This is a genomic window from Brevundimonas sp., assembly GCF_041648055.1.
Classification (GTDB): Bacteria; Pseudomonadota; Alphaproteobacteria; order Caulobacterales; family Caulobacteraceae; genus Brevundimonas.
On the sequence record NZ_JBAZPS010000004.1, the window covers coordinates 74,825 to 98,174 of the forward strand.

Below are 23,350 nucleotides of genomic sequence, written 5' to 3' on the forward strand. Positions count from 1 at the left end.
GCCATGAAGATCGCCCAGGTCACCCCGCTGTACGAAGCCGTGCCGCCGAGGCTGTATGGCGGGACCGAACGGGTGGTGGCGCATCTGACGGATGCCCTGGTCGATCTGGGCCACGACGTCACCCTGTTCGCCAGTGCCGATGCCGAGACGCGCGCCCGTCTGGTGCCCGTCCGCGATCAGGCGATCCGCCTGGACCCCGCACCGCTGAAGTCCGACCTGGCCTCGCACATGGTCATGCTGCACGAAGTGCTGAAGCGGGCGGACGAGTTTGACGTCATCCATTTCCACACCGACATGATCCAGTTCCCGATGTTCGAGGCGCTGGCAGACAAGACCCTGACCACCCTGCACGGGCGGCTGGACATGAAGGACATCGGCGGGGTGTACGAACGCTGGCCGCAGTTTGGCCTGGTGTCGATCTCGGATGACCAGCGTCGTCCCCTGCCCTTCGCCAACTGGAAGGCGACGGTGCATCACGGCATGCCGGGCGACGTCTATCAGGCCTCGTCCACGTCGCAGGGTTATCTGGCCTTCCTGGGCCGCATCTCGCCCGAGAAGCGCCCGGACCGCGCCATCCAGATTGCCACCGCCCTGAACAAGCCGCTGAAGATGGCGGCCAAGGTGGATGCGGCGGACAAGGTCTATTGGGAGACGGTCATCAAGCCGATGGTCGAGGGCAATCCCCTGATCGAATTCATCGGCGAGATTGGCGACCATCAGAAGTCCGCCTTCCTGGGCGGTGCCGACGCCCTGCTGTTCCCCATCGACTGGCCCGAGCCGTTCGGCCTGGTGATGATCGAAGCCATGGCTTGCGGGACGCCCGTGGTGGCCTTCCGCTGTGGTTCGACCGCAGAGGTGATCGAGGACGGCGAGACGGGCTTCCTGGTCGATACGCTGGAGCAGGCTGTGGCGGCGGCGGGCCGGGCGCATCTGCTGGACCGCGAGGCGATCCGGGCACGGTTCGACCTGCGCTTTTCGTCCACGGCGATGGCGCGGCGGTATCTGGACGTCTATGGCGACCTGCTGGCGAGGCGGCCGTTTGCGGGCTTGCCGCTGGCGGAAGGTGCGGTGCAGATCCGGCCCCTGGCCGAGCCGCGCAGCTTTGCGGCCAACCAGGCCTGAGCCGAAACGGATCAAATCCCGCTGCGGGCCATTTTCCTCGCGCATTCGGGCCTATGATGGTCCGAACCTGAGACGAGACGCGAGAGAGCCTTCATGGATGACGCCTATTCGACCCAACTGGCCGCCGCCGAAAGCGGCACCGGCGAGGCCGACAGCCTGGAGCGGCTGATGGCGTTGAAGGATGCCGACACCTTTCTGGTGGCCGACGGCTGGGGCGACATGGCGGGCGGGGCCGACGGCCTGTTCGACAACGACACCCGCCTGCTGTCGCGGCTGGTCATGACGGTCGGCGGGGCGCGGCCGTCTCGGCTGAGCTCGGGCGTCAGCCAGGACAATGTCTTCTTCACCTGTCATTCGACCAACCGGCCCCTGCCCCCGATGGGCGGGCGATCGGCCCCGGCAGGGGTGCTGCATATCGAGCGGCGGCGCTTCGTCTGGGACCGGCGGCTGTTCGAGCGGGTGCGTATCTCCAATCACGGCATGGAGGATGTGCTCCTGCCGCTGGCCTATGAGTTCGGAGCCGATTTCGCGGACATCTTCCAGGTTCGCGGGACGCCCCGGCTGAAGCATGGGACGCTGTCGCCCCCGACGCAGGACGGGCGGCGGGTGACCTTCCGCTATCGCGGTCTGGATGATGTCGAGCGGATGAGCTGCCTGGCCTTCTCCGAGCCGCCCGCCCGCCTGAGTGCCGGACGCGCCGAGTTCATGTTCAGCCTGCCCAAGGGCCGGGTTCAGGACCTCTATATCGAATGCGGTCCTGACGCCTGCGAGGCCCCCGATGAAGCCCGCTTCAGACTGAGTGCTGTCCAGGCACGCCTGGCGATGCGCAGTCGGCGCAGGCGCGGGGCCTCGGTGCGGGGGCCGCGCAGTCCGCGCTTCAACGATTGGCTGGACCAGAGCCGGGCGGATGTGGCCCTGCTGACCACCGACCTGCCGACAGGGCCGTATCCGTATGCGGGCGTGCCGTGGTTCTCCACGCCGTTCGGACGCGACGGCATCATCACGGCCTGGCAGATGCTGTGGCTGGACCCGTCCCTGTCCAAGGGCGTGCTGACCTATCTGGCCAAGCGCCAGGCCACCGAGACCTCGGCGTTTCAGGACTCCGCCCCCGGCAAGATCATGCATGAGACGCGCGGCGGCGAGATGAGCGCGCTGGGGGAGGTGCCGTTCGGCCTCTATTACGGCGGTGTCGACACCACCTGCCTGTTCGTTGCCCTGGCCGGGGCCTATGCAAAGCGGACCGGGGATTTCGAGACCATCCGCACCCTGTGGCCCAATCTGATCGCGGCCACAGGGTGGATGACCAAGGAAGGCGACGTGCGTGGCGATGGCCTGATCAGCTATCAGCGCGGGGCCGAAACCGGACTGTCCAACCAGGGCTGGAAGGACAGCGAGGACTCCATCTTCCACACCGACGGACGGTTCCCCAAGGGACCGATCGCCCTGCTGGAGGTCCAGGGCTATGCCTTCGCCGCCTGGCAGGCGATGGCCGAACTGGCCCAGGCGCTGGGCGAGCCGGACCCCCAACAGTGGTCCGACCGGGCCGAGCGGGTCCGCAGCCAGGTTGAAGACCGGTTCTGGATGGAAGATCAGGGCTTCTACGCCATCGCCCTGGACGGCGACGGTGAGGCCGTGCGCTCCATCGGCTCCAATGCCGGGCATCTGCTGTTCACCGGCCTGCCGTCGCGCGAGCGGGCGCTGAGGGTCGCCAAACGCATGCTGGGTGCCGACTTCCGCTCCGGCTGGGGCGTACGGACGCTGGCACGGGGACAGGCGCGGTTCAATCCTCTGAGCTATCACAACGGCTCGGTCTGGCCGCACGACACGGCGATGGCGGCGGCCGGCATGGCCAGATATGGCGAGCGACGGGCGGTGGCCCTGCTGCTCAGCGAAATCTATGAGGCGGCCGCCAGTTTCAACCTGCGCCTGCCCGAACTGTTCTGCGGCTTCGAGCGCAGGTCGGGCGAGGCACCCATCGCCTATCCGGTCGCCTGCCTGCCCCAGGCCTGGGCCGCCGGATCGGTGTTTCTGATGCTGCAATCGGCTCTGGGCGTTCGGATCGACGCCGTGGCGGGCACGGTGGAGATCGACAATCCGGTCCTGCCCGTCGGGATCGAACGGCTGAACGTCACGGACCTGAAAGTCGGCGAGGCCACCCTGGACCTGTCGTTCCAGCAGACGGGTCTGCACACGGTGGTGGTGCCCCGGCGCCGCTCAGGTGAAGTGGCGGTTCGGACGATCTGCTGAGCCTGCTCTCAGACTTGGGGGTCGGGTTCCGGCTCTGGCCTATGCACGATCGACACCAGCACGATGGAGATGATCATCAGCAGGAACCAGCTGCCCAGCTTCTCCAGCCCCACCATCTCCCAGCCCGCCTCCTGACCTGGATAGGCCCAGGCGCGACCGAAGGTGGCCAGGTTCTCGGCGAACCAGATGAACAGGGCGACCAGGAAATAGCCCAGCAGCAACGGCATCCTCCGCCGTTCCCGGTCGGCCGTGAAATAGAACCAGCCCGGTCCGAATAGCAGCGCGGTGGCGATAAACAGGGCGATCCGCACATCCGGCAGCCAGTGATGGGCGAAGAAGTTGATGTAGATCGCCGCCGCCAGCACCCAAGTCGTCCACATCGGCGGATAGCGCCGCACCCGAATGTGAAAGATGCGCTGCACCCGCGCGATGTAACTGCCCACCGCCGCATACATGAAGCCCGAGAACAGCGGGACCATGCCGATGCGCAGGACGCTGTCCTCCGGATAGACCCAGGAACCATGGTAGGTCTTGAACAGCTCCATGATCGTGCCGGCGATGTGGAACAGGAAGATGACCCGCGCCTCCTCCCAGCTCTCCAGCCTGAAGATCAGCATGCCCGCCTGGATGGCCAGCGCCCCGACGACCAGAAAATCATACCGACTGATCGCGGCCTGATCCGGCCACAGCAGGAAGGTGCCGACGATCATGACCAGCATCAGCCCGCCGAACAGACAGGCCCAGGCCTGTTTGAAGCCGAACATCAGGAACTCGAAACCGTAGCGACTCCACGCAGCCCGGTCGGCCCGCGCCTTGGCGCGCTCCAGCCAGAGGCGGCCCCGGGTTTCGAGCGGAAGGCGGCGGGAAGCAGTCATCGGCCGAAGCTAGGCCGATGCGTGGGTGCTGCGATAGCCAAGGGATGAAAAACGTGTGCAGTCCGCCCGGCCTGGGCCAAGATGCACAATGACGCGGCCACTCCCGCGTCGCCGCCGCGCATCGGGAAACACCATGTCACATCCTGAACACCCGACCACGTCTGCGCTACCCAGACTGGCTGTAGGCCTCGGCTATGCGGGCCTAGTGCCACAAGTCGCCGCCTTGATTCTGATCATGTCCGGCGGACCAGAGTGGCGGTTTGCGGCGTTGAGCATGGCCTTTGCCTATGCGGCGCTGATCTACAGCTTTCTGGGCGGGGTCTGGTGGGGACTAGCGGCGCGGTCGCCTGCCCAAGCGCCCCGCTGGATATGGAGTGTCAGCATCCTGCCGTCGCTGATCGCCCTGGCCTGCGCCTGGCCCTGGGCAGTCGGTGGCGACTGGCCTGGTCCGTCGCTGATCGTATTGGGCATTGCGCTCGCGTCCAGCATCGTCGTCGATATCACCCTGTCTCGTGCAGGGCTGACACCCGCGCGATGGCTATCGCTCAGAGTTCCGCTTTCTCTGGGACTTGGCGGGCTGACCCTGGCCGCTGGCTTTGCATCCACTATGACCGGCTGACGCGCAGTCGTCCCTATCCCCGCCCGCGATAGGTCGGCACGCCCTGGTCGGGCAGCCATAGACCCTCTGGAGCCGGGCCTGTCTGCCAAAAGACGTCGATGGGAATGCCACCGCGCGGGTACCAGTAGCCGCCGATGCGCAGCCAGGTCGGCTGTAGCAGGTCGGCCAGCCGCTTGCCGATGGCGACGGTGCAGTCCTCGTGGAAGGCCCCGTGGTTGCGGAAGCTGGTCAGGTACAGCTTCAGGCTCTTGCTTTCGACCAGCCAGTCGCCAGGCGCATAGTCGATGACGATATAGGCAAAGTCCGGCTGGGCCGTGACGGGACACAGGCTGGTGAATTCCGGCACCGTGAACCGCGCCAGATACAGGGTGTCCAGATGCGGATTGGGCACCCGCTCCAGCACGGCGGTCTCCGGGCTGGCCGGGGCGGCAATCATCTGGCCGAGTTGCGACAGGGAGGAGGTGTCTGTGGTCATGGTTTCGGCTTGCGTGGCCCTGAAGCTTCGGGGCATGAGAGAACGTGGGGAGGACATACGGCGATGCGGTTGGATTTACAAAGCGGGCAAAAACCAATCGCCGTAGTGATCGGTTTCATCACCCTAGTCATGGCGGCTCCCGTACAGTCGGAGCAACAACCACCAATCAGTCCGCCTCAAGGCTTTGCAGCAGGCAGCGCACCGGGAGTTCAGTTACGAGACCCAGCGCCAACACCCATCCCAGCAGGCCAAGCTCTTCCTTTGCCGTCGGGACCGCGGCCTATTTCAGTCATCACGGTGCCATCATGGGCTAGATCACCACAGCCTGAGTTTCCGGCGATTGCTGCGGCTAATGGCGTGGGTCGAGGCCGAGTAACCCTGCGGTGCAGCGTAGCTCACAGTGGCGCTGTCTCTGCATGCACGATCTTGGAAGAAACTCCAGTAGGACAAGGGTTCGGCGAGTCTGCGATTTCTGCAACCGAGCTAGCTCGGTTGCAGATCCAGCATCCAGACCTGCTGGCTCCGGATGCTAAGCTTCAGCTCACGGTCCGCTTTGAATTAGCTGATTAGCTCTCGATACCTCTACCACACATAGATGCTTCGATCTGCAGTCGCTCCAGATGCGGTTCTCGCGTCTTTTTCGCATTTGCCTTACCCCGCCACAGCCCGCTATCCGTATTCAAAGACAACCGAGGGAAACGTCATGGCCATTCCGGCGTCGCTGCAAAAGGGTCTGAAGCTGCCGGTGATCGCGGCACCCATGTTCCTGGTCTCCGGGCCGGATCTGGTGGTCGAGACCTGCAATGCCGGAGCGATCGGCACCTTTCCCTCGCTGAACCAGCGCACGACCGAGGGCTATCGGGAGTGGCTGCAGGAGATCAAGTCACGACTGACGCCGGACGCCGCCGCCTACGGCGTCAACCATATCGTCCACCCGACCAATCCGCGCCTGATGGCCGACATGATGGTGTCGGTCGAGGAGAAGGTGCCGCTGATCATCACCTCGCTGGGGGCCGTGCGCGACGTGGTCGAGGCGGTGCATGGCTATGGCGGAGTGGTCTTCCACGACATCGCCAATGTGCGTCATGCGCGAAAGGCCGCCGAGGCCGGGGTCGACGGCCTGATCCTGGTGGCCAATGGCGCGGGCGGGCATGCCGGGGTGGTCAATCCGTTCGCCCTGATCAACGAGGTGCGCGAGTTCTTCGACGGCACCATCCTGCTGTCCGGCTGCCTGTCGACGGGTCAGGACGTGGCGGGCGCGCTGATGCTGGGGGCTGACTTCGCCTATATGGGCACCCGCTTCATCTCCACGACGGAGTCCTCTGCCCAGGCCGAGTACAAGCAGATGGTGATCGACAGCGGCGCGACCGACATCACCTATACACCTGCGGTCTCGGGCATTCCGGCCAACTTCATGACCAAGTCGCTGCTGGACAACGGCATCGACCCCAAGACCCTGCCCGAGCACAAGTTGGACATGGGCGAGGAAGCCCGCGCCTGGAAGACCGTCTGGTCGGCTGGACAAGGCTCCGGCTCGGTTCACGACGTCGTTCAAGCGGGTGAGCTGGTGGCTCGCCTAACATCGGAATTTCATCAGGCCACGGCACAATTCGCCAAAGCGACCGCTTTCATCTAGGAACCCGACGCCTCTTTTTGCGTCTGGTGCCTCATGATCCGTTCCGCCCTCGCCGCCGTCCTTATAGCAGCCGTCGCCGCACCGGCCCTGGCCCAGGATGCCGAACCGCAGGACGTCCTGGCCAACTATGGTTCGGACCCCTGGAGCTTTGCCTTTGGCGCCGCGACCGACAACCGCTCGAAGGACGCCTCCAAGTCCGACGGCAACCCCTTCGTCTGGGGCGAAGCCGTCTGGGAAACCTCGGACGGGTTCTTCTACGCCGGCCCGGCTTTCGAGACGATCGACAGCTCGACCGGCTCGAACCTGGAAACCGACATCGGCGTCGGCATCCGGCCTCAGTTCGCAGGCTTCGACCTGGACCTGAACGCCACCCACAAGTGGCAGATCGACGCCGATCAAGGGGCTGACGACGATGCGTGGGAGTTCACGGCCGATGTGTCGCGTTCCATAGGCCCGGCCGGGGCCCGCGTGCGTCTGCAGCACTCGCCGGACGGCACAGGCTCCACCGAGGCCTGGACCTGGTACGAGGCGCGCGTCAGCTGGGATTTTACCGACAAACTGTCCGGCTCGACCGCCATCGGTCGACGCGAGCAGGACAACAGCATCGATTATACGGGCTGGAACGTGGGCTTTACCTATGCCCTGACCCAGACGCTGGAAGCCGACCTGCGCTGGCACGCCACGGACGCCAACGAGCCGGGCGAGCAATACAAGGACGGTCTGGTGTTCGGGATATCGGCGGCCTTCTAAGGGTCGCAATCAGCGTCGGCGGCCCTATATTGGTCACATGAGCAATCTTCGTCAGACCACCCTCGAACGCGCCTATGACCTGGCGCGCAGCGGCAGTTGCCGCACCGTAAGCGAGATCAAACAGGCCCTGTCCGCCGAAGGATACGAGCGTATCCAGGACTCGCTCTACGGCCCCACACTGACCTCGGCCCTGCGCAAGCTGTGCCAGGAACACTACATCGCCGCACCAGAGGAAGAGACCCCGGACGAAGCTCCGGCTTGATTTCGCCACGCGGACCCGTCATGATCGTGAACGTCGATCTTACTGCGTAACGCCACCCTCTGCTTTCGCACCGAGGTCCAGCCGCTCCCATACAGACCCGACAGGCCTCCAGGGATGTTCCCTGCGGCCAACGCCAAAAGGAGGTCTATTATGGCTACCGGCACCGTGAAATGGTTCAACTCCACCAAGGGCTACGGCTTCATCCAGCCTGATGACGGCGGCAAGGACGTGTTCGTGCACATCTCGGCCGTTGAACAGGCTGGCCTGCGCGGCCTGGACGAGAACCAGAAGGTTTCCTACGAAATCGAGCGCGACAAGCGTTCGGGCAAGGAATCGGCTGGTCAACTGAAGACCGAGGGCTGAACCCCTTCGCGTTGATCTGATCGACGCGTGATTTCAGACGGCGGCGAGGGCTTTCAGCCTTCGCCGCCGTTTTCGTTTGAGGGCCGAAACACCGATTTGCACACCCGGTTCCGCCCCGTGGCCAGAGGTCGCATATCGGGGTTCGAGCGCATCCGCCCCCCGCCAGACATCGTCTCTTCCGCGCAGCCGCACAGACGGCCTGTTCAGGAGAGACCCCGATGACCTTCAATCCCACACGCCTCGCCCTCGTTGCCGCCCTCGCCGCTGGCGCTCTGACCACTGCCGCCTGTGGCTCGATGGACAGTATGGATCCCATGTCCTCCGGTGCCGAAGCCCAAGGCACCGTCATGGTCGGCGGAGCTGCCATGTATCCGACCCGCAATATCGTCGAGAACGCCGTCAACTCGGCCGATCACACGACCCTGGTCGCCGCTGTGACCGCCGCAGGCCTGGCACCGACCCTGTCAGGGCCGGGTCCGTTCACGGTCTTTGCTCCGACCAACGCCGCCTTTGCCAAACTGCCTGCCGGTACGGTCGACACCCTGGTCCAGCCTGCCAACCGCGCGACCCTGACCAAGATCCTGACTTATCATGTGGTGCCCGGCCGGGTCAGCGCCGCTGACCTGACGGCACAGATCCGCGCAGGCGGCGGCCAGGCTCGCCTGACCACGGTCGAGGGCGGCTTGCTGACCGCCTCGGTCCGCAATGGCTCGGTCATCCTGACCGATGAAATGGGCGGCGTGGCGACCGTCACGCAGGCCGATGTCTTCCAGTCGAATGGCGTCATCCACGTCACCGACACCGTCTCCATGCCCAACTAAGAGCGTTTCGGCGGGGTGCTCCAAAGGGCACCCCGTCATCCCTTTTGGACAAGCACCTTGCTATTCCGGGGGAAAGGGCCCACCTGTGTACTCGTCGATCTCACTTGCGAAACGCTGCTGCCCCTTTGCATCGCGCACCGAGGTCCAAAGCCGATCCCATCCAGACCCGACAGGCCGACCCGGAACCTCTTCCGGCGGTCAACGCCTAACGGAGGTCTCAAAATGGCTACCGGCACTGTAAAATGGTATAACTCCACCAAGGGCTACGGCTTCATCCAGCCTGACGACGGCGGCAAGGACGTTTTCGTCCACGCTTCGGCTGTTGAAGTTTCGGACCTCGGTTCGCTCAACGAAAACCAGAAGGTTTCCTACGAAATCGAGCGCGACTCGCGTTCGGGCAAGGAATCTGCCGGTCGCCTGAAGGCCGCAGAATAGTTTTCGATACCCTTTAGCCAGGCTCATCCTGGCTGGCGGACGGGCCGGCCTCTGCAAGGGGACCGGCCCGTTTGCATTTAGCTCCGCGCCACGGCCCCCCGACGAACCGGAATGCCGCGCGAGGATGCCCATATCTGGCGCTCAGGTAGCGAGCCTCTGCGAGGCGAGCGATAGCGCCCTTCAAAGAAGGATCACGCCATGACCCCCCTGGCCGAAAAACTGCCGACAATGAGCGACGCTGACCTGAAGGCCCTGCGCGCCAATGCCGCCCGCATGGTCGGTCACGGATCGCCCGTTCAGGCGACCACAGCCGCTGACATCATCCCGCTGATCGACGACGAGGTTGTGCGCCGCGCCGGCCTGCCCGCCGCCGCCCCCAAAAAGCGCGCACCCGCCAAGAAGAAGGTCGTGCCCGCGTCCGGGCACCAGACCGCCCTGCCGTCCAAGGTCGCCTGACGTTCGCAGAGAGCGCCTTCAGCCGAGGGCCTGATCCAGATCGGCGATCAGGTCTTCGACCTCTTCCACACCAACCGACAGGCGGATCAGGTTATCGGTGACGCCGCCCGCCTCACGAACCTCCTTCGGCACAGAGGCGTGGGTCATGATGGCCGGGTGATTGACCAGGCTTTCGACCCCACCCAACGATTCCGCCAGGGTGAAGACCTGCACCCGCTCCAGCACCTGGCGCGTCCTCGCCAGGTCGCCGTCGAGGATCACCGTCACCATGCCCCCGAACCGCCCGTTCATCTGACGCGCGGCGAGGTCGTGCTGGGGATGGGTAATCAGACCCGGGTAGATGACCTGAGCCACACCGGATTTGCGGTCTTCCAGCCAGCGGGCGACGGCCAGGGCGTTCTCGTTGTGGGCCTTCATGCGTAGGCCCAAGGTCTTCAGGCCGCGATTGGCCAGGAAGGCATCGAACGGTCCCATCACGCCGCCGATCGAATTCTGCAGGAACTTGATCTCTTTGGCCAAGTCCGGGTTTGCCGTCACCAGCGCCCCACCGATGATGTCCGAGTGGCCGTTCAGATATTTGGTCGCCGAATGCATGACGATGTCGGCCCCCAGCGAGAGGGGCTGCTGGCTGAAAGGCGTGGCGAAGGTGTTGTCGACGACCAGCAGGATGCCATGCGCCCTGGCGATCGCCGACAGGGCGGCGATGTCGGCCAGCTTCATCATCGGATTGGTCGGGGTCTCGACCCACAGCATCTTCGTCTTCGACGTGATGGCGGCCTCGACGGCAGCCAGGTCGCTGAGATCGACATAGGCAAAGTCCAGCCCCATCGAGCGGCGGCGAACGCGCTCGAACAGACGCCATGAACCGCCGTACAGATCGTCGCCCGTGACGATGTGCGACCCGGCATCCAGCAGTTCCAGTGCCGTCGAGGTCGCCGCCATTCCGCTGGCAAAGCCGAAGCCGTGGGTTCCGCCTTCCAGGTCGGCCAGGCACGCCTCGAAGGCTTCGCGCGTCGGGTTCTTGCCCCGTGCGTATTCATACCCCTTGTTCACGCCCGGGCTTTCCTGGGCATAGGTCGAGGTGGCGTAGATCGGGGTCATGACCGCGCCTGTCGTCGGGTCAGGACGCTGGCCGGCGTGAATCGCGCGCGTGGAGAAGCCCTGGGCGTTCTTGAGCGTAGTCATCGGATATCCTCGTTTTCGTCTGGACTGGAGGCATCCTGCTCCAAGAAAGTGCGCGTCCGGCTCATGACCGAGCACCAGGTCGGCAAGTCGTACTGATGCCCGTCAAAGTCCAGAGCCTGAACATCGACCCTGGCCCCTCGCTGTCGGAGGCCGTCGGCCATGGCCAGGCTGGCACGTACCGGAACGGCTTCATCGCTCCGGGCATGCAGCACCAGGGCCGCGACGTCCCGACCCTCGAACGAGACGTCCGCCGAGCCTCCCCCTGCAGCCAGGATCATGCGCCGGACGGGACTGTCCGGAACCGTCGCCGCGCTGACGGCCACGCCGGCACCGCGCGAATAGCCCCAAAGCGCCACACGGCCCCGCTCAACGCCGGGGCGCGTCTCAAGCTCGCTGAGCGAATCGAGCGCCACCTGTCGCCACGCCCGCGCCGTCACAGTGCGGCGCGTGGGGTCCGGGGCGGCCGCGTCGAAATAGGCCGGCAGAAGAACATGATAGCCCCGCGACGCCAGCTGGATGGCGTGGGCGTCGAACAGGATGGAGTTCATTTCGAACCCTGTACCGCCATGCAGCAAGACTATGCCCAGACCATTGGGCGTGCCGCGCGGCGCATACAGATGGGCGCGGATCGCACGCCCCCGGCTGTCGAAGGTGATCGACTGACGCGAGGCCCGGACCTGCACATCGTCCGCACAGCCGGGGATGCCGACCTGTGGCGGGGTCTGAACAGACTGCGCGTGGCCCGGCGATGTGGCTGAGGCCGCCACCGCCAGGACCACTGCGATCAGCGGCACCCGCATAACTACCGGTTCAGGCTGAGATGGTTGATCAGATCGACACGGGCGATCAGCCCGACGAACTGCTCGCCGTCCAGCACCAGGGCCACCCGGTCGCGGTCGAACAGGGGGATCAGGGCGTCCAGCGGCTCGCCGACCTGAACCGTGTCCAGATCCCGCGTCATGACCTCACCCACCGGCTTGGCGAAGCGGGCTTTGCGAGTGATTTCGTCGGTATTCATGACATGCACGATGTCGCTTTCGTCCAGAATGCCGACGAGCCGGCCATCCTGAATGATCGGAAGCTGAGACACGTCGGCACCGCGCATCCGCTTGAAGGCTGTGTCCAGGGTGTCGCCCGGCCCGGCCACGACCACGTCGCCGTTTGCGTATTTGCGGGTGATCAGGTCCGACAGGTCGCCATGGAGCTCGCGTTCGCCCAACCCCTGATCGGCCAGCCAGGCGTCATTGTAGACCTTCGACAGATATTTGGCCCCAGTGTCGCAGACGAAGGTCACCACACGCCTGGGCTCTGTCTGCTCGCGGCACCAGCGCAGGGCGGCGGCGATCAGGGTGCCTGACGAAGATCCCGCCAGAATGCCTTCCTTCAGCAGCAGGTCCCGCACCGTCGAGATCGCCTCGCTGTCGGGGATGGAATAGGCCTTGTCGATCAGGCTCATGTCCGCCGTATCGGGCACGAAATTCTGGCCGATACCCTCGACGGTGTAGCTGCCTTCCGGGCTGGGGACGCCATCGTTGACGATGCCGGCCAGGACCGAACCGACCGGGTCGGCCAGAATGATCTGGGCGTTCGAGCCCTGGCTTTTCAGATACTGCGCCACCCCGGTGATCGTGCCGCCCGAGCCGATGCCGGCGACATAGGCGTCGATGTCATGCCCCATCTGTTCCCAGATTTCAGGGCCTGTGGTCCGAACGTGCGCCTCTGAGTTTGCCGTGTTGGCGAACTGGTTGACGAAGAATCCGCCCGGGATCTGCTGGGCCAGACGCTCGGCCATGTCTGTGTAATATTCGGGATGGCCGTGATCGACGTCCGACCGCGTCAGCCGCACATCAGCCCCCATGGCGCGCAGATGCTGGATTTTTTCCTTGGACATCTTGTCGGGGATGACCAGAAGCACCTTATAACCCTTGGCCTGACCGACCAGCGTCAGCGCCAGACCCGTGTTCCCGGCCGTCGCTTCGACGATGGTGCCACCGGGCTTCAGATATCCCTCCCGTTCCGCCGCATCGATCATCGACAGGGCGATACGGTCCTTGATCGACCCGCCCGGATTCTGGGCCTCCAGCTTGAGGAACAGGCGGCACGGGCCGGTATCGATCTTCGTCACCTCCACCATCGGCGTCTTGCCGATCAGGTCCAGCAAGGAACCGGTCGGACCGGACAGGACGGGCGTGGGGGCCAAAGACATTCATAACTCCGAGGGACGTTCGCGCCGGAAGCTAGGCGCGCCTCCCCCTCATCACAACACGCCGCGCGAGAATTTGACCTCTCGAAGAGAGCCAAAGCGCGGTATCAAGGATTCCAAATGACAAAATCATCCAGCCGGCCACCCGCCGGCCTCCCCGATCCGGACACCCTGCTGGCCTTCCTGCGCGAGGCGGGCACGGCCGAGAAAACCGATATTGCCCGACACTTCGGCCTGAAGGGCCACGAGCGGCGCATGCTGCGCGAAATGATCCGCGAACTGGAAGCCGCTGGCAAACTGGGCAAGCGCGGCCGCAAGGGCTTTGCCGAGGTCGGGGCCCTGCCCCCGGTCGGTGTGGCCGACGTCAGCGAGCGCGATACGGACGGCGACCTTTATGTGCGGCTGGTCGAGGCGTCCGAGGACGCCCCACGGGCCGTTCTGGTACCGGACAAGACTGGCAAGACCGGACCCGCCGTGGGCCTGGGGGCGCGTGTCCTGGCCAAGTTCGAACGCGGTCCGGATGGCTGGGAAGCCCGGATCATCAAGGTTCTGGACACTGACACCAACCGCGTTCTGGGCGTCATCCGCAAGTCGAACCGCGAGGTGCGGGTCGAGCCCGTCGATCGCCGCTCCAAGGACGTGCTGTTCGTGCCGCCCGCCCAGGCCGAAAGCCTGAAGGACGGCGATCTGGTGTTCGCCTCCATTGAGAAAGGCGACCACCGCTATGGTCCCAAGCGCGGCAAGATCCTGGAGATCATCGGCCGCGAGGACGATCCCCGTGCCGCCTCCCTGATCGCCATCGCTGCCAACAAGGTGCCGATGGGCTTCTCCGAGGCGGTGGAGAAGGAGGCCGAGGATCAGGAACTGCCGTCGCTGAAGGGCCGCGAGGACCTGCGCGACCTGCCGCTGATCACTATCGACCCGGCCGATGCACGCGATCACGACGATGCCGTCTATGCCATGCGGGACGACGACCCGAAGAACCCTGACGGCTGGGTGGTATGGGTCGCCATCGCCGACGTGGCCGCATACGTCCGGCCCGGCACAAATCTGGACCGCGAGGCGCGCGACAAGGGCAACTCCACCTACTTCCCCGACCGCGTCGAGCCCATGCTGCCCGAACGGCTGTCGAACGGCCTGTGCAGCCTGAAGGAGGGCGAGAACCGCGCCTGCATGGCCGTGAGGATGGTCTTCGACAAGGGCGGGCGTAAGACTGGGCACAAGTTCGTGCGCGGCCTGATGCGCAGCCACGCCAAACTGTCCTACGAGCAGGCGCAGTCGGCGATCGACGGTCAGCCTGACGACGCCACCGGCCCCATCATGGACGCGATCCTGACGCCGCTGTGGACGGCCTATCACACCATGCTGAAGGGGCGTCTGAAACGCAGCCCGCTGGCCATCGAAAGCCCCGAGCGGCGCATCCGCATGACGCCCGACGGCCAGATTGCCTCCATCGAACCGCGCGTCAGCCTGGAAGCGCACCGGCTGATCGAGGAAATGATGATCCAGGCCAATGTCTGTGCCGCCCAGACGCTGGAGCAGAAACGTACCCCGCTGATCTATCGCATTCACGAGACGCCCAGCCAGGAGAAGACCTTCAACCTGGCCGACTTCCTGCAGACCATCGGCAAGCCGTGGGACAAGGGACAAGCCCCGACCACCAAGCGACTGAACGCCCTGCTGGATGAGACGCGCGACGGGCCACACGCCGAGGTCGTCAATGAGGTCGTCCTCCGCAGCCAGATGCAGGCAATCTATTCCCCTGACAACATTGGTCACTTCGGTCTGAACCTGGACAGGTATGCCCACTTCACCTCGCCGATCCGGCGCTATTCCGACCTGATCGTGCACCGGGGCCTGATCCGGGCGCTGAACCTGGGCAAGGACGGGCTGACGGACCGGGAGATCGTCGAACTGCCGGCCATCGCTGAACAGGTGACCCAGACCGAGCGCCGGTCGATGGCCGCCGAACGCGCCGCCATGGACCGCTACATGGCCGCCTTCCTGTCCGAGCGGGTGGGCGCGACCTTCACCGGACGGATCACCGGCGTGACGCGGTTCGGCCTGTTCATCCGTCTGGACGAGACAGGAGCCGACGGACTGGTGCCGGTTTCGTCGCTGGGCGGCGAGTATTTCCATCACGACGACAAGGCTCACGCGTTGGTCGGCGAACGCAGCGGCCAGCGCTGGACCCTGGGCCGCAATGTGGAGGTCAAGCTGCAGGAGGCCACGCCGATCACCGGCGGCCTGGTGTTCGAGATGCTGTCCGATCCTGCCCCGCGCGATCCCAATGCGCCCGCTCCCCGGCTGGGTGTCCGGGCGCGCAGTCCGGGCGGCAACGGCTTTCCCAAGCGGGGAGCAACCCGCCCCGGTGGGCCGAAACCACCCAAGGGCGGTCGCGGCGGCAAGCCCTCCGGTGGGCTGAAAGGGGTGCGCAAGGGCAAGCGGAAGTGACCCAGCCCTTCGACGCCGCCCAGGACCTGGCCGACGCCCCACGCATCGGTGGGCGCCAGAATCCGAAGGATGCAGCGACCCTGATCCTCACCCGAGGCACATCCGGATCGACCGAAGTGCTGATGGGGCGTCGTGCGCCGGGGCACGTGTTCATGGCGTCGAAATGGGTGTTTCCCGGCGGACGGATCGAGCGGGCGGATTACACCGCGGCGTCGGCCACCGATCTGCCGCATCAGGACGCCGCCCGCCTGGCCCGCGAGGGCAATGCCCGCCGCGCCCGCGCCCTGGCGCTCACGGCGGTACGCGAAACCTTCGAGGAGACGGGCCTGATGCTGGCCGAGCCCGCGCCGGTCGCTTCGGTCGCCGGGCCGTGGCGGGAGTTTCGCGCGGTCGGGGCCCTGCCCGACTTGGCAGCCCTGTCCTATGTGGCCCGCGCCATCACGCCGCCGAGACGGACGCGCCGTTTCGACGCCCGTTTCTTCATGGCAGACGCAAAGGCTCTGCTGCACCCCGAGCCGACGGCGGGCTCTGGCGAACTGGACGAGATCGCCTGGATGCCATTGGCGGAAGCGCGGGCGCTGGACCTGCCGGCGATCACGCGCTTCGTACTGGGCGAGGTGGCCGAGAGGCTCGTGCAGCCACGTCGCCCGCTGCCGTTCGTGCGCATGGTTCGCGGTGCCCACAAAGTCGAGCATCAGGACTGAGCCCATGGCCGACACGCCCATCACCCTGCGCCTGACCATCGCCGATCCGGTCGCGGGGCTGCACTACAGTTTGCAGGACAGGACGAATGCGCCGGTCGATGCGGTGATCGCAGGCGAGGGTCCGCTGTCTTTCGACGTGCCCGTCCGGCTGTCGGATGACGGGCGGATGCTGGGGCCGTTCGTACGCACCGAGGGGCCGACGCGGCGCTTCGTCTACATCGCCATCGGCGGTCAGGCGGGAAGCGACGAACGGGTGTTCAGCCGCAGGGCCAAGATCGATGTGCACGACATTCCACCCGACCTGCTGGTCCTCGCGCGGCAGGGAAAGGTGCTGGAGGCGGTACTGCCCGGCCGCGGCAGGGATGGAACCCCGGCCTGCGCGACGGTTCGACCGCTGCATCCCTGGCGTCAGGTCTGAACAGGTTGGCACCGATAGACGCCGCCCAAGCCTCAGCGTAAGCCTGCCGTCATGACGCCGATGAACATCGTGGGATACGGGGTCTATGCCCCGCGCGAGCGACGCCCGTCCGAGGCGCTGGATATCGTTTTCGGACAACCCTCCGGCTGGACGCAGGAACAGTTCGGGATAGCGGCCCGTGGCGTGGCTGCGCCCGACGAAACCACCTCCATGATGGGGGCCGAGGCCGCCCGGCGCGCCCTGGTCGATGCGGGCTGGCGTGACGGCGAGTTCGACGTCCTGATCGGAGCGTGCGCGGTCATGGAGCAGCCCATTCCAGGCACGTCCATCCTGATCCAGCAGGCGCTGGGTCTGGGCAAATCCGGCATATGGGCCTTCGATGTGAACCAGACCTGCCTGTCGTTCGTGACGGCACTCGACATCGCCGCCATGGGATTCGCCACCGGCCGGTTCCGTCGCGCCGTCATCGTGGCCAGCGACATCGCTTCGGCCGGACTGGACTGGGACACCCCTGCGTCGGCGGCCATTTTCGGAGACGGCGCGGCGGCGATCTGCGTCGAGGCGACGGACGATCCGTCAGGCCCCGCCCTGCTGGCGCGGGGGTTCGAGACCTATGGCGAGGGCAAGGACCTGGCCACGCTGAAGTCCGGCGGCACCCGCATCCGCATCGACCACGGGCTGGAAGCCCTGAGCGAGGGCGCAAAGTTTCACATGGATGCGTTCGGCATCTTCAAGGCCGCCGCGCGGTCCCTGCCCCGCCTGATCGATCGTGGACTGGACGAGGCGGGACTGACGCGAGAGACGGTCGATCTAGTCATCTGCCACCAGGCCAGCGCGCCTGGCGTGGAACACGTGCGGCGGTTGATGGGGGGTGATCCCGCGCGGGTCATCGACATCTTCGCCACCCACGGCAACCAGATCGCGGCTTCCCTGCCGACCGCCCTGGTCGAGGCGAAGGCACGCGGCTTGGTACGCCCCGGCAGCACGGTGCTGATGCTGGGCACGGCGGCCGGGATCAGTGCTGCGGCCATGGTCCTGCGGACGTGAGACGGGCGCTTGTCACCGGAGCGACGGGGGGACTGGGCATTGCTCTGGTGCGGGCCCTGCTGGACGAAGGCTATGTCGTACGGGCCACGGGTCGCCAGCCTGCGGCTCTGGCGCGGCTGGCGACCATGGGGGCCGAGACCGTGGCGGCCGACCTGCTCGATACCGATCTGAACCGCCTTTGCGCTGACCGGGATGCCGTCTTCCACGTCGCAGGATTGTCCAGCCCGTGGGGACCGGATCAGGCGTTCGACCTGGCCAATGTCGAGGCGACGCGGCGGCTGCTGGCGGCGGCGCAGGCATCAGGCGTCGGCAGTTTCGTCTTCGTATCCTCGCCGTCCGTTTATGCGCGATGGCGGGATCAGACGGGCCTCACAGAAGCCTCGCCCTGGCCCGAGCGCCCCCTGAACGCCTATGCCCGCACCAAGGGCGAGGCCGAGAAGATCGTTCTGGCCGCCGACAGGCCCGGTTTCCGCACTGCCGCCATCCGTCCGCGCGCGCTCATCGGGCCGGACGACACGGTCCTGTTGCCGCGCATCCTGCGGCTGGTCCGCAAGGGGCGGTTCCCGCTGTTCCGCCGGGGCGAAGCTCTGGTCGAGTTGACCGATGTGCGCGATGGAGCTCGCGCCCTGATGCTGGCAGATCAGCACAGGGAGGCGGCGGGCGGACAGGCCATCAACATCTCCGGGGGGCGGCCCCTGCCGATCGCGACGCTGGTTAAGCGGCTGAGCGACAGGCTGGGCGTGCCGGTGAAGATCGTGCCCCTGCCGCTCTGGCTGGGACAGGCCCTGTCTGTCGTCTCCGACGCCGTCTGCCGCATCCTGCCAGGCCGACCAGAGCCGATCCTGACGCCCTACACCCTGTCGACCCTGGCCTGGTCGCAGGCCTTCGACCTGACCAAGGCGCGCACCCTGCTGGGTTACGAGCCGGAGCATGACGCGGTCGAGACGGCCTTGGCCATCGCGCCCGATATGGCGTCCCGGTGAAGGCCTGCCGCGTCCACATCCTGAGAGCCGGGGCGTGTCGGCACCCGGAGGCCATGACCCGCGAAGGCGCATCCTGGCGCAGTGTAGAGTTTCCGGCCCTGGTCGCCCTGATCCTGCATCCTGACGCCGGGCCGATCCTGTTCGATACCGGCTATGACCCCGCCTTTTTTGCGGCGACGCAGCCTTTTCCGGAGCGCCTCTATCGCTGGACGACACCTGTCGATTTCAAACCCGAAGAGGCGGTCGCCGAGCAACTTCCCCGCTTTGGCGTCAAGCCCGAAGACGTCACCGCCATCGTCATCTCCCATTTCCACGGCGACCATGTCGCGGGCCTGCATCGCTTTCCCAAGGCCGCCATCCACTGCGCCCGAGCGGGAGCGGAACTTCTGGTGCGGGGCAACCGGCTGTCCCGCGTCCGCAAGGGTGTGCTCAGCGCCCTGGCCCCTGCGGATCTTACAGACCGCGCCGTCTGGTTCGAGGACAGACCCCGCACCGCCCTGTCCGCCGATCTGGCACCTTTCGAGACGGGGGCGGATCTGCTGGGTGATGGCTCTCTTATCGCCGTCCCCCTGCCCGGCCACTGTCCCGGTCACTGGGGGTTGCTAGTGCGACAGCACGACGATCAGTTTCGGTTCCTTATCGGCGATGCGGCCTGGTCGAGCGGGGCCGTGCGCGACGACGCCCCGCCGCCCAGGCTGACCACCGGCCTGCTGGGCGACACCGAGGTCTGTCGCCGGACGTTGCATGATCTTCACCGGCTGTGGCAGCGCAACCCCGACATCGCCGTCACCCCCTCGCACTGCGGCGAGGTCGCGCACGAGAGCGGTGGCCATGGATCGGCCTGACCAGAGCGCACTGGCCGCCGCGTGGCTGGACGCGCGCTGGTCGGCCTTGCGCCTGCGGACACAACGCGATGTGGAAGCGCGGCAGGCGCGTCTGTGGCGGCGCATGACCCCGGTGATCGAGGCCACGCCCGCCGTCGCCCATCTGGCGGGTCAACCGCTGAGGGCGTTTCCGATCATGGGGCCGCGCGAGCTTCGCACGGGTTTCCAGAACTGGAACACACTCGGCCTGACGCGGGAACAGGCTGAAGCCAGCGCCCGCGATGCTGAAATGGGTGGCGATGGCCTGGTCGCCCCCGGCGTGGCGGCGGGTTTCTCCACCGGCTCATTGGGAACGCCGGGCCTGTTCCTGAACAGCGAAGCCGAGCGTGCCGCATACTTGGGCCACCTGCTGGCGCGGCTGCTGCCGGTGCGTGATCTGATCAGGCCCCTGCGCATCGCCCTGTGCCTGCGCGCGGACAACCGCCTGTATCAGGACGCGGGCAAGACGGGCCGTATCCGTTTTCTGTTCGTGGGCCTGGGCGAGGATGCTGCGGCACGGTTCCAGCGTCTGCACGCCTTCGGTCCCGACATCCTGATCGCCCCGCCGCATGTGCTGGCCGACCTGGTGCATCGAACGGAGGCGGCCCGCGAGGCCTGGTCCCTGCGCCGCCTCTTCTACGGGGCCGAGTCGATGGGAGAGGCCGAGCATGCGTGGATCGGGTCGGTGCTGAAGGCGCGTCCGGACCCGCTGTATCAGGCCACCGAAGGTTTCATCGCCGCGTCCTGCCGGCACGGCACGCTGCACCTCAACGAGGATGTGCTGATCGTCGAGCGCGAGCCGATGCCCGGCTCCGACAGGTTCGTGCCCATCATCACCGATCTGCGCCGGACCAGCCAGCCGATGATCCGGGTCCGGCTGGGCGACCTGTTGCAGCCGCTCGGGAAGCCATGCGCCTGCGGTTCACCCCTGAGCGCCATCCATCCGGTCGAGGGACGGCTGGAAGACCTGTGGCGCTGGCCCGGCGTCACCATCCCGCCGCGCGATGTGGAAACCGCCGTCAGTGCGGCCCTGGGCGCGGAGGTTGACTGGCGCGCCACGGCCTCGACCGAAGGGGTCGTCGTCGAGGCCGTGGGCATGCATGCGGGCAGGGTTGCCGAAGCCGTTACGTGCCTGCTGGCGACCTACCGCCTCCACCTGCCGGTAACGGCCTTACCGCAGACGCCCGTCCACGGGGTCAAGCGCCGACGCATCCGGTGGTCCGATGGTTGAGCGGGTCCTGGTCACCGGAGCCCGTGCGCCCGCTGCGCTGGACATCGCCCGCAACCTGAAGGCCGCCGGGTTCGAGGTCCACATGGCCGACTGTGTCCCGGCCCGGATCGCGCGATGGTCCTGCGCGCCGACAACGGTGCATCGACACGCGTCGCCGGTGCGCGAGTCCGCGCGGTTTGCGGCGGACATGCGCTGCCTGCTGGATCGCCTGGCCCCCACAGCCGTCATCCCGACCTGCGAGGAGGTCTTCCACCTGGTGGCCCTGGCCGAAGCCGACGGCTGGTCGGACCGCGTGATCGCCCCGCCGATGGACCGGCTGACGCGCCTGCATCACAAGGGCCAGTTTGCGGACCTGTGCCAGACGCTCGGCCTGCCCGTGCCGGACAGCACGACCGCTACCGATGCAGACGCGCTGATGATGCAGGCCACACGCGGCCAGGTCGTGGTGAAGCCCGCCTGGTCCCGCTTTGGGGCCCGCACCCTGATTGGGCCGACGCCGCAGCAACTGGCCCGACTGTCGCCATCACCCGACCAGCCGTGGATCGTCCAGGACGGCGTCCGGGGCGAGGAGGTCAGCCTGTATGCCATGGCCCATGAAGGCCAAATGTCCGCATTCAGCGCCTATCGCTCCGACTGGCGAACACGGGGCGGAGCGGCCTATGTGTTCGAGCCTCTGACAGGGGGTGTGCTGGATCGCCTGCGCGAAATGGCTTCGACCCTGGCCAGCTTCGTCGGCACGGGACAGTTCGGCTGTGACGCTATCGTCGATGCGACCTGCAAACCCTGGCTGATCGAGTGCAATCCCCGCGCGACCAGCGGCGTGCATCTGTTTGGACGCAGCGCCGAGTTCGGTCGGGCGCTGCTGGGGTGCGGGATCGCGGACCCTGCGTCCGACGACTGGCGTAATGGCGTGATGCTGGACAGCTTCGGTGTGGCCGAGGCCTTGCGGACGCGCCGCCTGTCGAAATGGCGCACGAACCGTGGCCGCTCGAAAGACATCGTGTCGGCCCCCGGCGACCCCCTGCCCCCGCTCGGTGCCTTGATGGATGCCGCCGGGTTCGGCCTGCGGGCTTTGGCATCAGGACATGGCCTCGCCGAGGCCATGACCGCCGATATCGAGTGGAACGGACAGCCGCTGACGCCTGCGCTATGGGAGAGACCATGACACCGCTTCCCGCGAGCCTGAAATCCAGCTGGCAGATGGCGGCCCTGTCGCGCGAGGTGACCGACAGGCCGCTCGCCCGGACCGTGGCGGGGGTGCCGCTGGTCCTGTTCAGAACCGTCGGAGGGGTCAGCGCCCTGATCGACCGCTGCCCGCATCGCAACTATCCGCTGTCGGAGGGGCGGCTGGTCGAGGGCGCGTTGCAATGCCCCTACCATGGCTGGAGGTTCGCGGGCGACGGAGCCTGCGTCGAGGTGCCGGGATGCGCTCTGGCCGACGGCCAGTCGCAGCGGCTGGCGGCCACGCCGGTGGTGGTCATGGAGCGACACGGCGCGGTGCTGGTCCGGCTGGATGGCGACGCCACCGCGCCCCTGCCCGACCTGACCGACTGGGGTGCGGAGGGGCACGATCATTTCTGGTGGTCGCAGGGGGTGTGGCGCGGGCGGGCGCTGGATGCGCTGGAGAATGTGCTGGACCCCTTCCACACCAACTTCATCCACGACGGCATCATCCGGCGCAGTACCCGGCGCGTGCCGGTCAGGCTCAGCGTCGCCTCGGGCGAGGACTGGATCGAGTCCATCATTGAACAGCCCCAGCCGGACCTGGGCTGGATGTCCCGCCTGCTGGAGCCGCCCCGCGATCGCAGTCGCACCCGGCTCAATGGGCCGACCACGGTCCAGGCACGCTGGGAGGGGCCAAAGGGCCTGACCCTGTGCGTCACTGTCTTCTTCACCCCGGTGACCGAAGCCAGCCTGATGCCGTTCGCCTGTTTCACCACGCCGAAGGGGCGCGGCCCCGGCTGGTTGAAGGAGCGGGCCATCCGAGTGTTTCTTGATCCGGTCGTGCGCCAGGACCGACATGCCTTGGCGCAGCAGTTGGACAATATCGAGCGCTTCGGTGCCCCCCGTTTCCTGCAAGGCCCCGGCGACCTGCTGGGGGCCCGCGTGTCGCGGTTGTTCAATGGCGAGCGCCTGGAGCCCGGTCATGAAGGACCGTTTGAGCACCAACTCTGACATGTCACCGGTTGGTCATTAAACAT

25 protein-coding genes are annotated in these 23,350 nt (G+C 66.4%); 20 read left to right on the forward strand and 5 right to left on the reverse strand.

Annotated features, from left to right (window positions below):
- Positions 1 to 3: 3 nt before the first annotated feature.
- Both WC585_RS10135 and WC585_RS10140 read left to right on the forward strand, forming a co-directional pair.
- On the forward strand, positions 4 to 1,122 hold the full coding sequence (locus tag WC585_RS10135; protein WP_373257828.1) for a glycosyltransferase family 4 protein: 1,119 nt from the start codon (positions 4 to 6) through the stop codon (positions 1,120 to 1,122).
- Between the two features lie 93 nt (positions 1,123 to 1,215).
- The gene (locus tag WC585_RS10140; RefSeq protein WP_373257829.1) at positions 1,216 to 3,369 is read left to right on the forward strand and encodes a glycogen debranching N-terminal domain-containing protein; all 2,154 of its coding nucleotides are present in this window, start codon (positions 1,216 to 1,218) and stop codon (positions 3,367 to 3,369) included.
- Positions 3,370 to 3,377: 8 nt separating this feature from the next.
- On the opposite strand, the gene WC585_RS10145 is transcribed toward WC585_RS10140, so the two are convergent.
- Complete coding sequence (locus WC585_RS10145) at positions 3,378 to 4,244, reverse strand: DUF817 domain-containing protein (protein WP_373257831.1); 867 nt, start codon at positions 4,242 to 4,244, stop codon at positions 3,378 to 3,380.
- Positions 4,245 to 4,377: 133 nt separating this feature from the next.
- Here WC585_RS10145 and WC585_RS10150 point away from each other — a divergent pair, with 133 nt between their 5' ends.
- Entirely contained in the window at positions 4,378 to 4,863 is a 486-nt protein-coding gene (locus WC585_RS10150) for a DUF3429 domain-containing protein (protein ID WP_373257832.1), read from the forward strand.
- 13 nt (positions 4,864 to 4,876) lie between these two features.
- Here the strand turns inward: WC585_RS10150 and queF are convergent, their stop codons facing one another.
- Positions 4,877 to 5,338, reverse strand: coding sequence for a preQ(1) synthase (queF, locus tag WC585_RS10155; protein WP_373257834.1), 462 nt, complete (start codon positions 5,336 to 5,338; stop codon positions 4,877 to 4,879).
- A gap of 129 nt (positions 5,339 to 5,467) precedes the next feature.
- Here queF and WC585_RS10160 point away from each other — a divergent pair, with 129 nt between their 5' ends.
- From WC585_RS10160 to WC585_RS10195, 8 genes are all read left to right on the forward strand, one after another.
- A complete protein-coding gene (locus WC585_RS10160; RefSeq protein WP_373258019.1) occupies positions 5,468 to 5,908 on the forward strand; it encodes a TonB family protein in 441 nt (146 codons plus the stop codon).
- Between the two features lie 133 nt (positions 5,909 to 6,041).
- Positions 6,042 to 6,974, forward strand: coding sequence for an NAD(P)H-dependent flavin oxidoreductase (locus WC585_RS10165; RefSeq protein WP_373257836.1), 933 nt, complete (start codon positions 6,042 to 6,044; stop codon positions 6,972 to 6,974).
- Between the two features lie 33 nt (positions 6,975 to 7,007).
- A complete protein-coding gene (locus WC585_RS10170; protein WP_373257837.1) occupies positions 7,008 to 7,724 on the forward strand; it encodes a TorF family putative porin in 717 nt (238 codons plus the stop codon).
- Positions 7,725 to 7,761: 37 nt separating this feature from the next.
- Positions 7,762 to 7,986 carry a hypothetical protein gene (locus tag WC585_RS10175; RefSeq protein ID WP_373257839.1) on the forward strand — a complete coding sequence of 75 codons (225 nt, stop codon included), beginning with the start codon at positions 7,762 to 7,764 and terminating at the stop codon, positions 7,984 to 7,986.
- Positions 7,987 to 8,136: 150 nt separating this feature from the next.
- On the forward strand, positions 8,137 to 8,349 hold the full coding sequence (locus WC585_RS10180; protein ID WP_055828888.1) for a cold-shock protein: 213 nt from the start codon (positions 8,137 to 8,139) through the stop codon (positions 8,347 to 8,349).
- A gap of 218 nt (positions 8,350 to 8,567) precedes the next feature.
- The gene (locus tag WC585_RS10185) at positions 8,568 to 9,170 is read left to right on the forward strand and encodes a fasciclin domain-containing protein (protein ID WP_373257841.1); all 603 of its coding nucleotides are present in this window, start codon (positions 8,568 to 8,570) and stop codon (positions 9,168 to 9,170) included.
- A gap of 222 nt (positions 9,171 to 9,392) precedes the next feature.
- Entirely contained in the window at positions 9,393 to 9,605 is a 213-nt protein-coding gene (locus WC585_RS10190; RefSeq protein WP_292174515.1) for a cold-shock protein, read from the forward strand.
- A gap of 198 nt (positions 9,606 to 9,803) precedes the next feature.
- Entirely contained in the window at positions 9,804 to 10,061 is a 258-nt protein-coding gene (locus WC585_RS10195) for a hypothetical protein (protein ID WP_292174513.1), read from the forward strand.
- Positions 10,062 to 10,079: 18 nt separating this feature from the next.
- Here the strand turns inward: WC585_RS10195 and WC585_RS10200 are convergent, their stop codons facing one another.
- The 3 genes from WC585_RS10200 to WC585_RS10210 are packed head-to-tail and all read right to left on the reverse strand — an operon-like array spanning position 10,080 to position 13,452.
- Positions 10,080 to 11,246 (reverse strand): cystathionine gamma-synthase, encoded by a 1,167-nt coding sequence (locus tag WC585_RS10200; protein WP_373257843.1) that lies wholly within the window; start codon positions 11,244 to 11,246, stop codon positions 10,080 to 10,082.
- A complete protein-coding gene (locus WC585_RS10205) occupies positions 11,243 to 12,046 on the reverse strand; it encodes an alpha/beta hydrolase family protein (RefSeq protein ID WP_373257845.1) in 804 nt (267 codons plus the stop codon). Before WC585_RS10205 ends, WC585_RS10200 begins: the two co-directional genes overlap by 4 nt.
- A gap of 2 nt (positions 12,047 to 12,048) precedes the next feature.
- Positions 12,049 to 13,452, reverse strand: a complete 1,404-nt coding sequence (locus WC585_RS10210; RefSeq protein ID WP_373257847.1) for a pyridoxal-phosphate dependent enzyme — start codon at positions 13,450 to 13,452, stop codon at positions 12,049 to 12,051.
- A 117-nt stretch (positions 13,453 to 13,569) separates the two neighbouring features.
- On the opposite strand from WC585_RS10210, the gene rnr reads away from it, so the two are divergent.
- Genes rnr through WC585_RS10255 form a run of 9 tightly spaced genes read left to right on the forward strand, consistent with a single transcriptional unit; the run spans position 13,570 to position 23,324 of the window.
- A complete protein-coding gene (gene rnr / locus WC585_RS10215; protein ID WP_373257849.1) occupies positions 13,570 to 15,903 on the forward strand; it encodes a ribonuclease R in 2,334 nt (777 codons plus the stop codon).
- Complete coding sequence (locus WC585_RS10220) at positions 15,900 to 16,607, forward strand: NUDIX domain-containing protein (protein ID WP_373257851.1); 708 nt, start codon at positions 15,900 to 15,902, stop codon at positions 16,605 to 16,607. The genes rnr and WC585_RS10220 overlap by 4 nt, the downstream gene beginning before the upstream one ends.
- A 4-nt stretch (positions 16,608 to 16,611) precedes the next feature.
- On the forward strand, positions 16,612 to 17,025 hold the full coding sequence (locus WC585_RS10225; RefSeq protein WP_373257853.1) for a DUF5990 family protein: 414 nt from the start codon (positions 16,612 to 16,614) through the stop codon (positions 17,023 to 17,025).
- A gap of 60 nt (positions 17,026 to 17,085) precedes the next feature.
- The gene (locus tag WC585_RS10230; protein ID WP_373257855.1) at positions 17,086 to 18,072 is read left to right on the forward strand and encodes a 3-oxoacyl-[acyl-carrier-protein] synthase III C-terminal domain-containing protein; all 987 of its coding nucleotides are present in this window, start codon (positions 17,086 to 17,088) and stop codon (positions 18,070 to 18,072) included.
- Complete coding sequence (locus tag WC585_RS10235; protein ID WP_373257857.1) at positions 18,069 to 19,055, forward strand: NAD-dependent epimerase/dehydratase family protein; 987 nt, start codon at positions 18,069 to 18,071, stop codon at positions 19,053 to 19,055. The genes WC585_RS10230 and WC585_RS10235 overlap by 4 nt, the downstream gene beginning before the upstream one ends.
- A 53-nt stretch (positions 19,056 to 19,108) precedes the next feature.
- Positions 19,109 to 19,900 carry an MBL fold metallo-hydrolase gene (locus WC585_RS10240; protein WP_373257859.1) on the forward strand — a complete coding sequence of 264 codons (792 nt, stop codon included), beginning with the start codon at positions 19,109 to 19,111 and terminating at the stop codon, positions 19,898 to 19,900.
- On the forward strand, positions 19,887 to 21,149 hold the full coding sequence (locus WC585_RS10245; RefSeq protein ID WP_373257860.1) for a cell division protein FtsA: 1,263 nt from the start codon (positions 19,887 to 19,889) through the stop codon (positions 21,147 to 21,149). The genes WC585_RS10240 and WC585_RS10245 overlap by 14 nt, the downstream gene beginning before the upstream one ends.
- Positions 21,142 to 22,314, forward strand: coding sequence for an ATP-grasp domain-containing protein (locus WC585_RS10250; RefSeq protein WP_373257861.1), 1,173 nt, complete (start codon positions 21,142 to 21,144; stop codon positions 22,312 to 22,314). Before WC585_RS10245 ends, WC585_RS10250 begins: the two co-directional genes overlap by 8 nt.
- The gene (locus tag WC585_RS10255; protein ID WP_373257863.1) at positions 22,311 to 23,324 is read left to right on the forward strand and encodes a Rieske 2Fe-2S domain-containing protein; all 1,014 of its coding nucleotides are present in this window, start codon (positions 22,311 to 22,313) and stop codon (positions 23,322 to 23,324) included. Before WC585_RS10250 ends, WC585_RS10255 begins: the two co-directional genes overlap by 4 nt.
- Positions 23,325 to 23,350 lie beyond the last annotated feature (26 nt).

Coding starts and splice junctions, on each gene's coding strand:
- WC585_RS10250 (WP_373257861.1), top strand. CDS start 21,142: ATGGTTGAGCGGGTCCTGGTCACCGGAGCCCGTGCGCCCGCTGCGCTG.
- WC585_RS10180 (WP_055828888.1), top strand. CDS start 8,137: ATGGCTACCGGCACCGTGAAATGGTTCAACTCCACCAAGGGCTACGGC.
- WC585_RS10145 (WP_373257831.1), bottom strand. CDS start 4,244: ATGACTGCTTCCCGCCGCCTTCCGCTCGAAACCCGGGGCCGCCTCTGG.
- WC585_RS10150 (WP_373257832.1), top strand. CDS start 4,378: ATGTCACATCCTGAACACCCGACCACGTCTGCGCTACCCAGACTGGCT.
- WC585_RS10140 (WP_373257829.1), top strand. CDS start 1,216: ATGGATGACGCCTATTCGACCCAACTGGCCGCCGCCGAAAGCGGCACC.
- WC585_RS10245 (WP_373257860.1), top strand. CDS start 19,887: ATGGATCGGCCTGACCAGAGCGCACTGGCCGCCGCGTGGCTGGACGCG.
- WC585_RS10170 (WP_373257837.1), top strand. CDS start 7,008: ATGATCCGTTCCGCCCTCGCCGCCGTCCTTATAGCAGCCGTCGCCGCA.
- WC585_RS10160 (WP_373258019.1), top strand. CDS start 5,468: ATGGCGGCTCCCGTACAGTCGGAGCAACAACCACCAATCAGTCCGCCT.
- queF (WP_373257834.1), bottom strand. CDS start 5,338: ATGACCACAGACACCTCCTCCCTGTCGCAACTCGGCCAGATGATTGCC.
- WC585_RS10200 (WP_373257843.1), bottom strand. CDS start 11,246: ATGACTACGCTCAAGAACGCCCAGGGCTTCTCCACGCGCGCGATTCAC.
- WC585_RS10165 (WP_373257836.1), top strand. CDS start 6,042: ATGGCCATTCCGGCGTCGCTGCAAAAGGGTCTGAAGCTGCCGGTGATC.
- WC585_RS10210 (WP_373257847.1), bottom strand. CDS start 13,452: ATGTCTTTGGCCCCCACGCCCGTCCTGTCCGGTCCGACCGGTTCCTTG.
- WC585_RS10195 (WP_292174513.1), top strand. CDS start 9,804: ATGACCCCCCTGGCCGAAAAACTGCCGACAATGAGCGACGCTGACCTG.
- WC585_RS10135 (WP_373257828.1), top strand. CDS start 4: ATGAAGATCGCCCAGGTCACCCCGCTGTACGAAGCCGTGCCGCCGAGG.
- WC585_RS10230 (WP_373257855.1), top strand. CDS start 17,086: ATGAACATCGTGGGATACGGGGTCTATGCCCCGCGCGAGCGACGCCCG.
- rnr (WP_373257849.1), top strand. CDS start 13,570: ATGACAAAATCATCCAGCCGGCCACCCGCCGGCCTCCCCGATCCGGAC.
- WC585_RS10205 (WP_373257845.1), bottom strand. CDS start 12,046: ATGCGGGTGCCGCTGATCGCAGTGGTCCTGGCGGTGGCGGCCTCAGCC.
- WC585_RS10255 (WP_373257863.1), top strand. CDS start 22,311: ATGACACCGCTTCCCGCGAGCCTGAAATCCAGCTGGCAGATGGCGGCC.
- WC585_RS10185 (WP_373257841.1), top strand. CDS start 8,568: ATGACCTTCAATCCCACACGCCTCGCCCTCGTTGCCGCCCTCGCCGCT.
- WC585_RS10225 (WP_373257853.1), top strand. CDS start 16,612: ATGGCCGACACGCCCATCACCCTGCGCCTGACCATCGCCGATCCGGTC.
- WC585_RS10240 (WP_373257859.1), top strand. CDS start 19,109: ATGACCCGCGAAGGCGCATCCTGGCGCAGTGTAGAGTTTCCGGCCCTG.
- WC585_RS10175 (WP_373257839.1), top strand. CDS start 7,762: ATGAGCAATCTTCGTCAGACCACCCTCGAACGCGCCTATGACCTGGCG.
- WC585_RS10190 (WP_292174515.1), top strand. CDS start 9,393: ATGGCTACCGGCACTGTAAAATGGTATAACTCCACCAAGGGCTACGGC.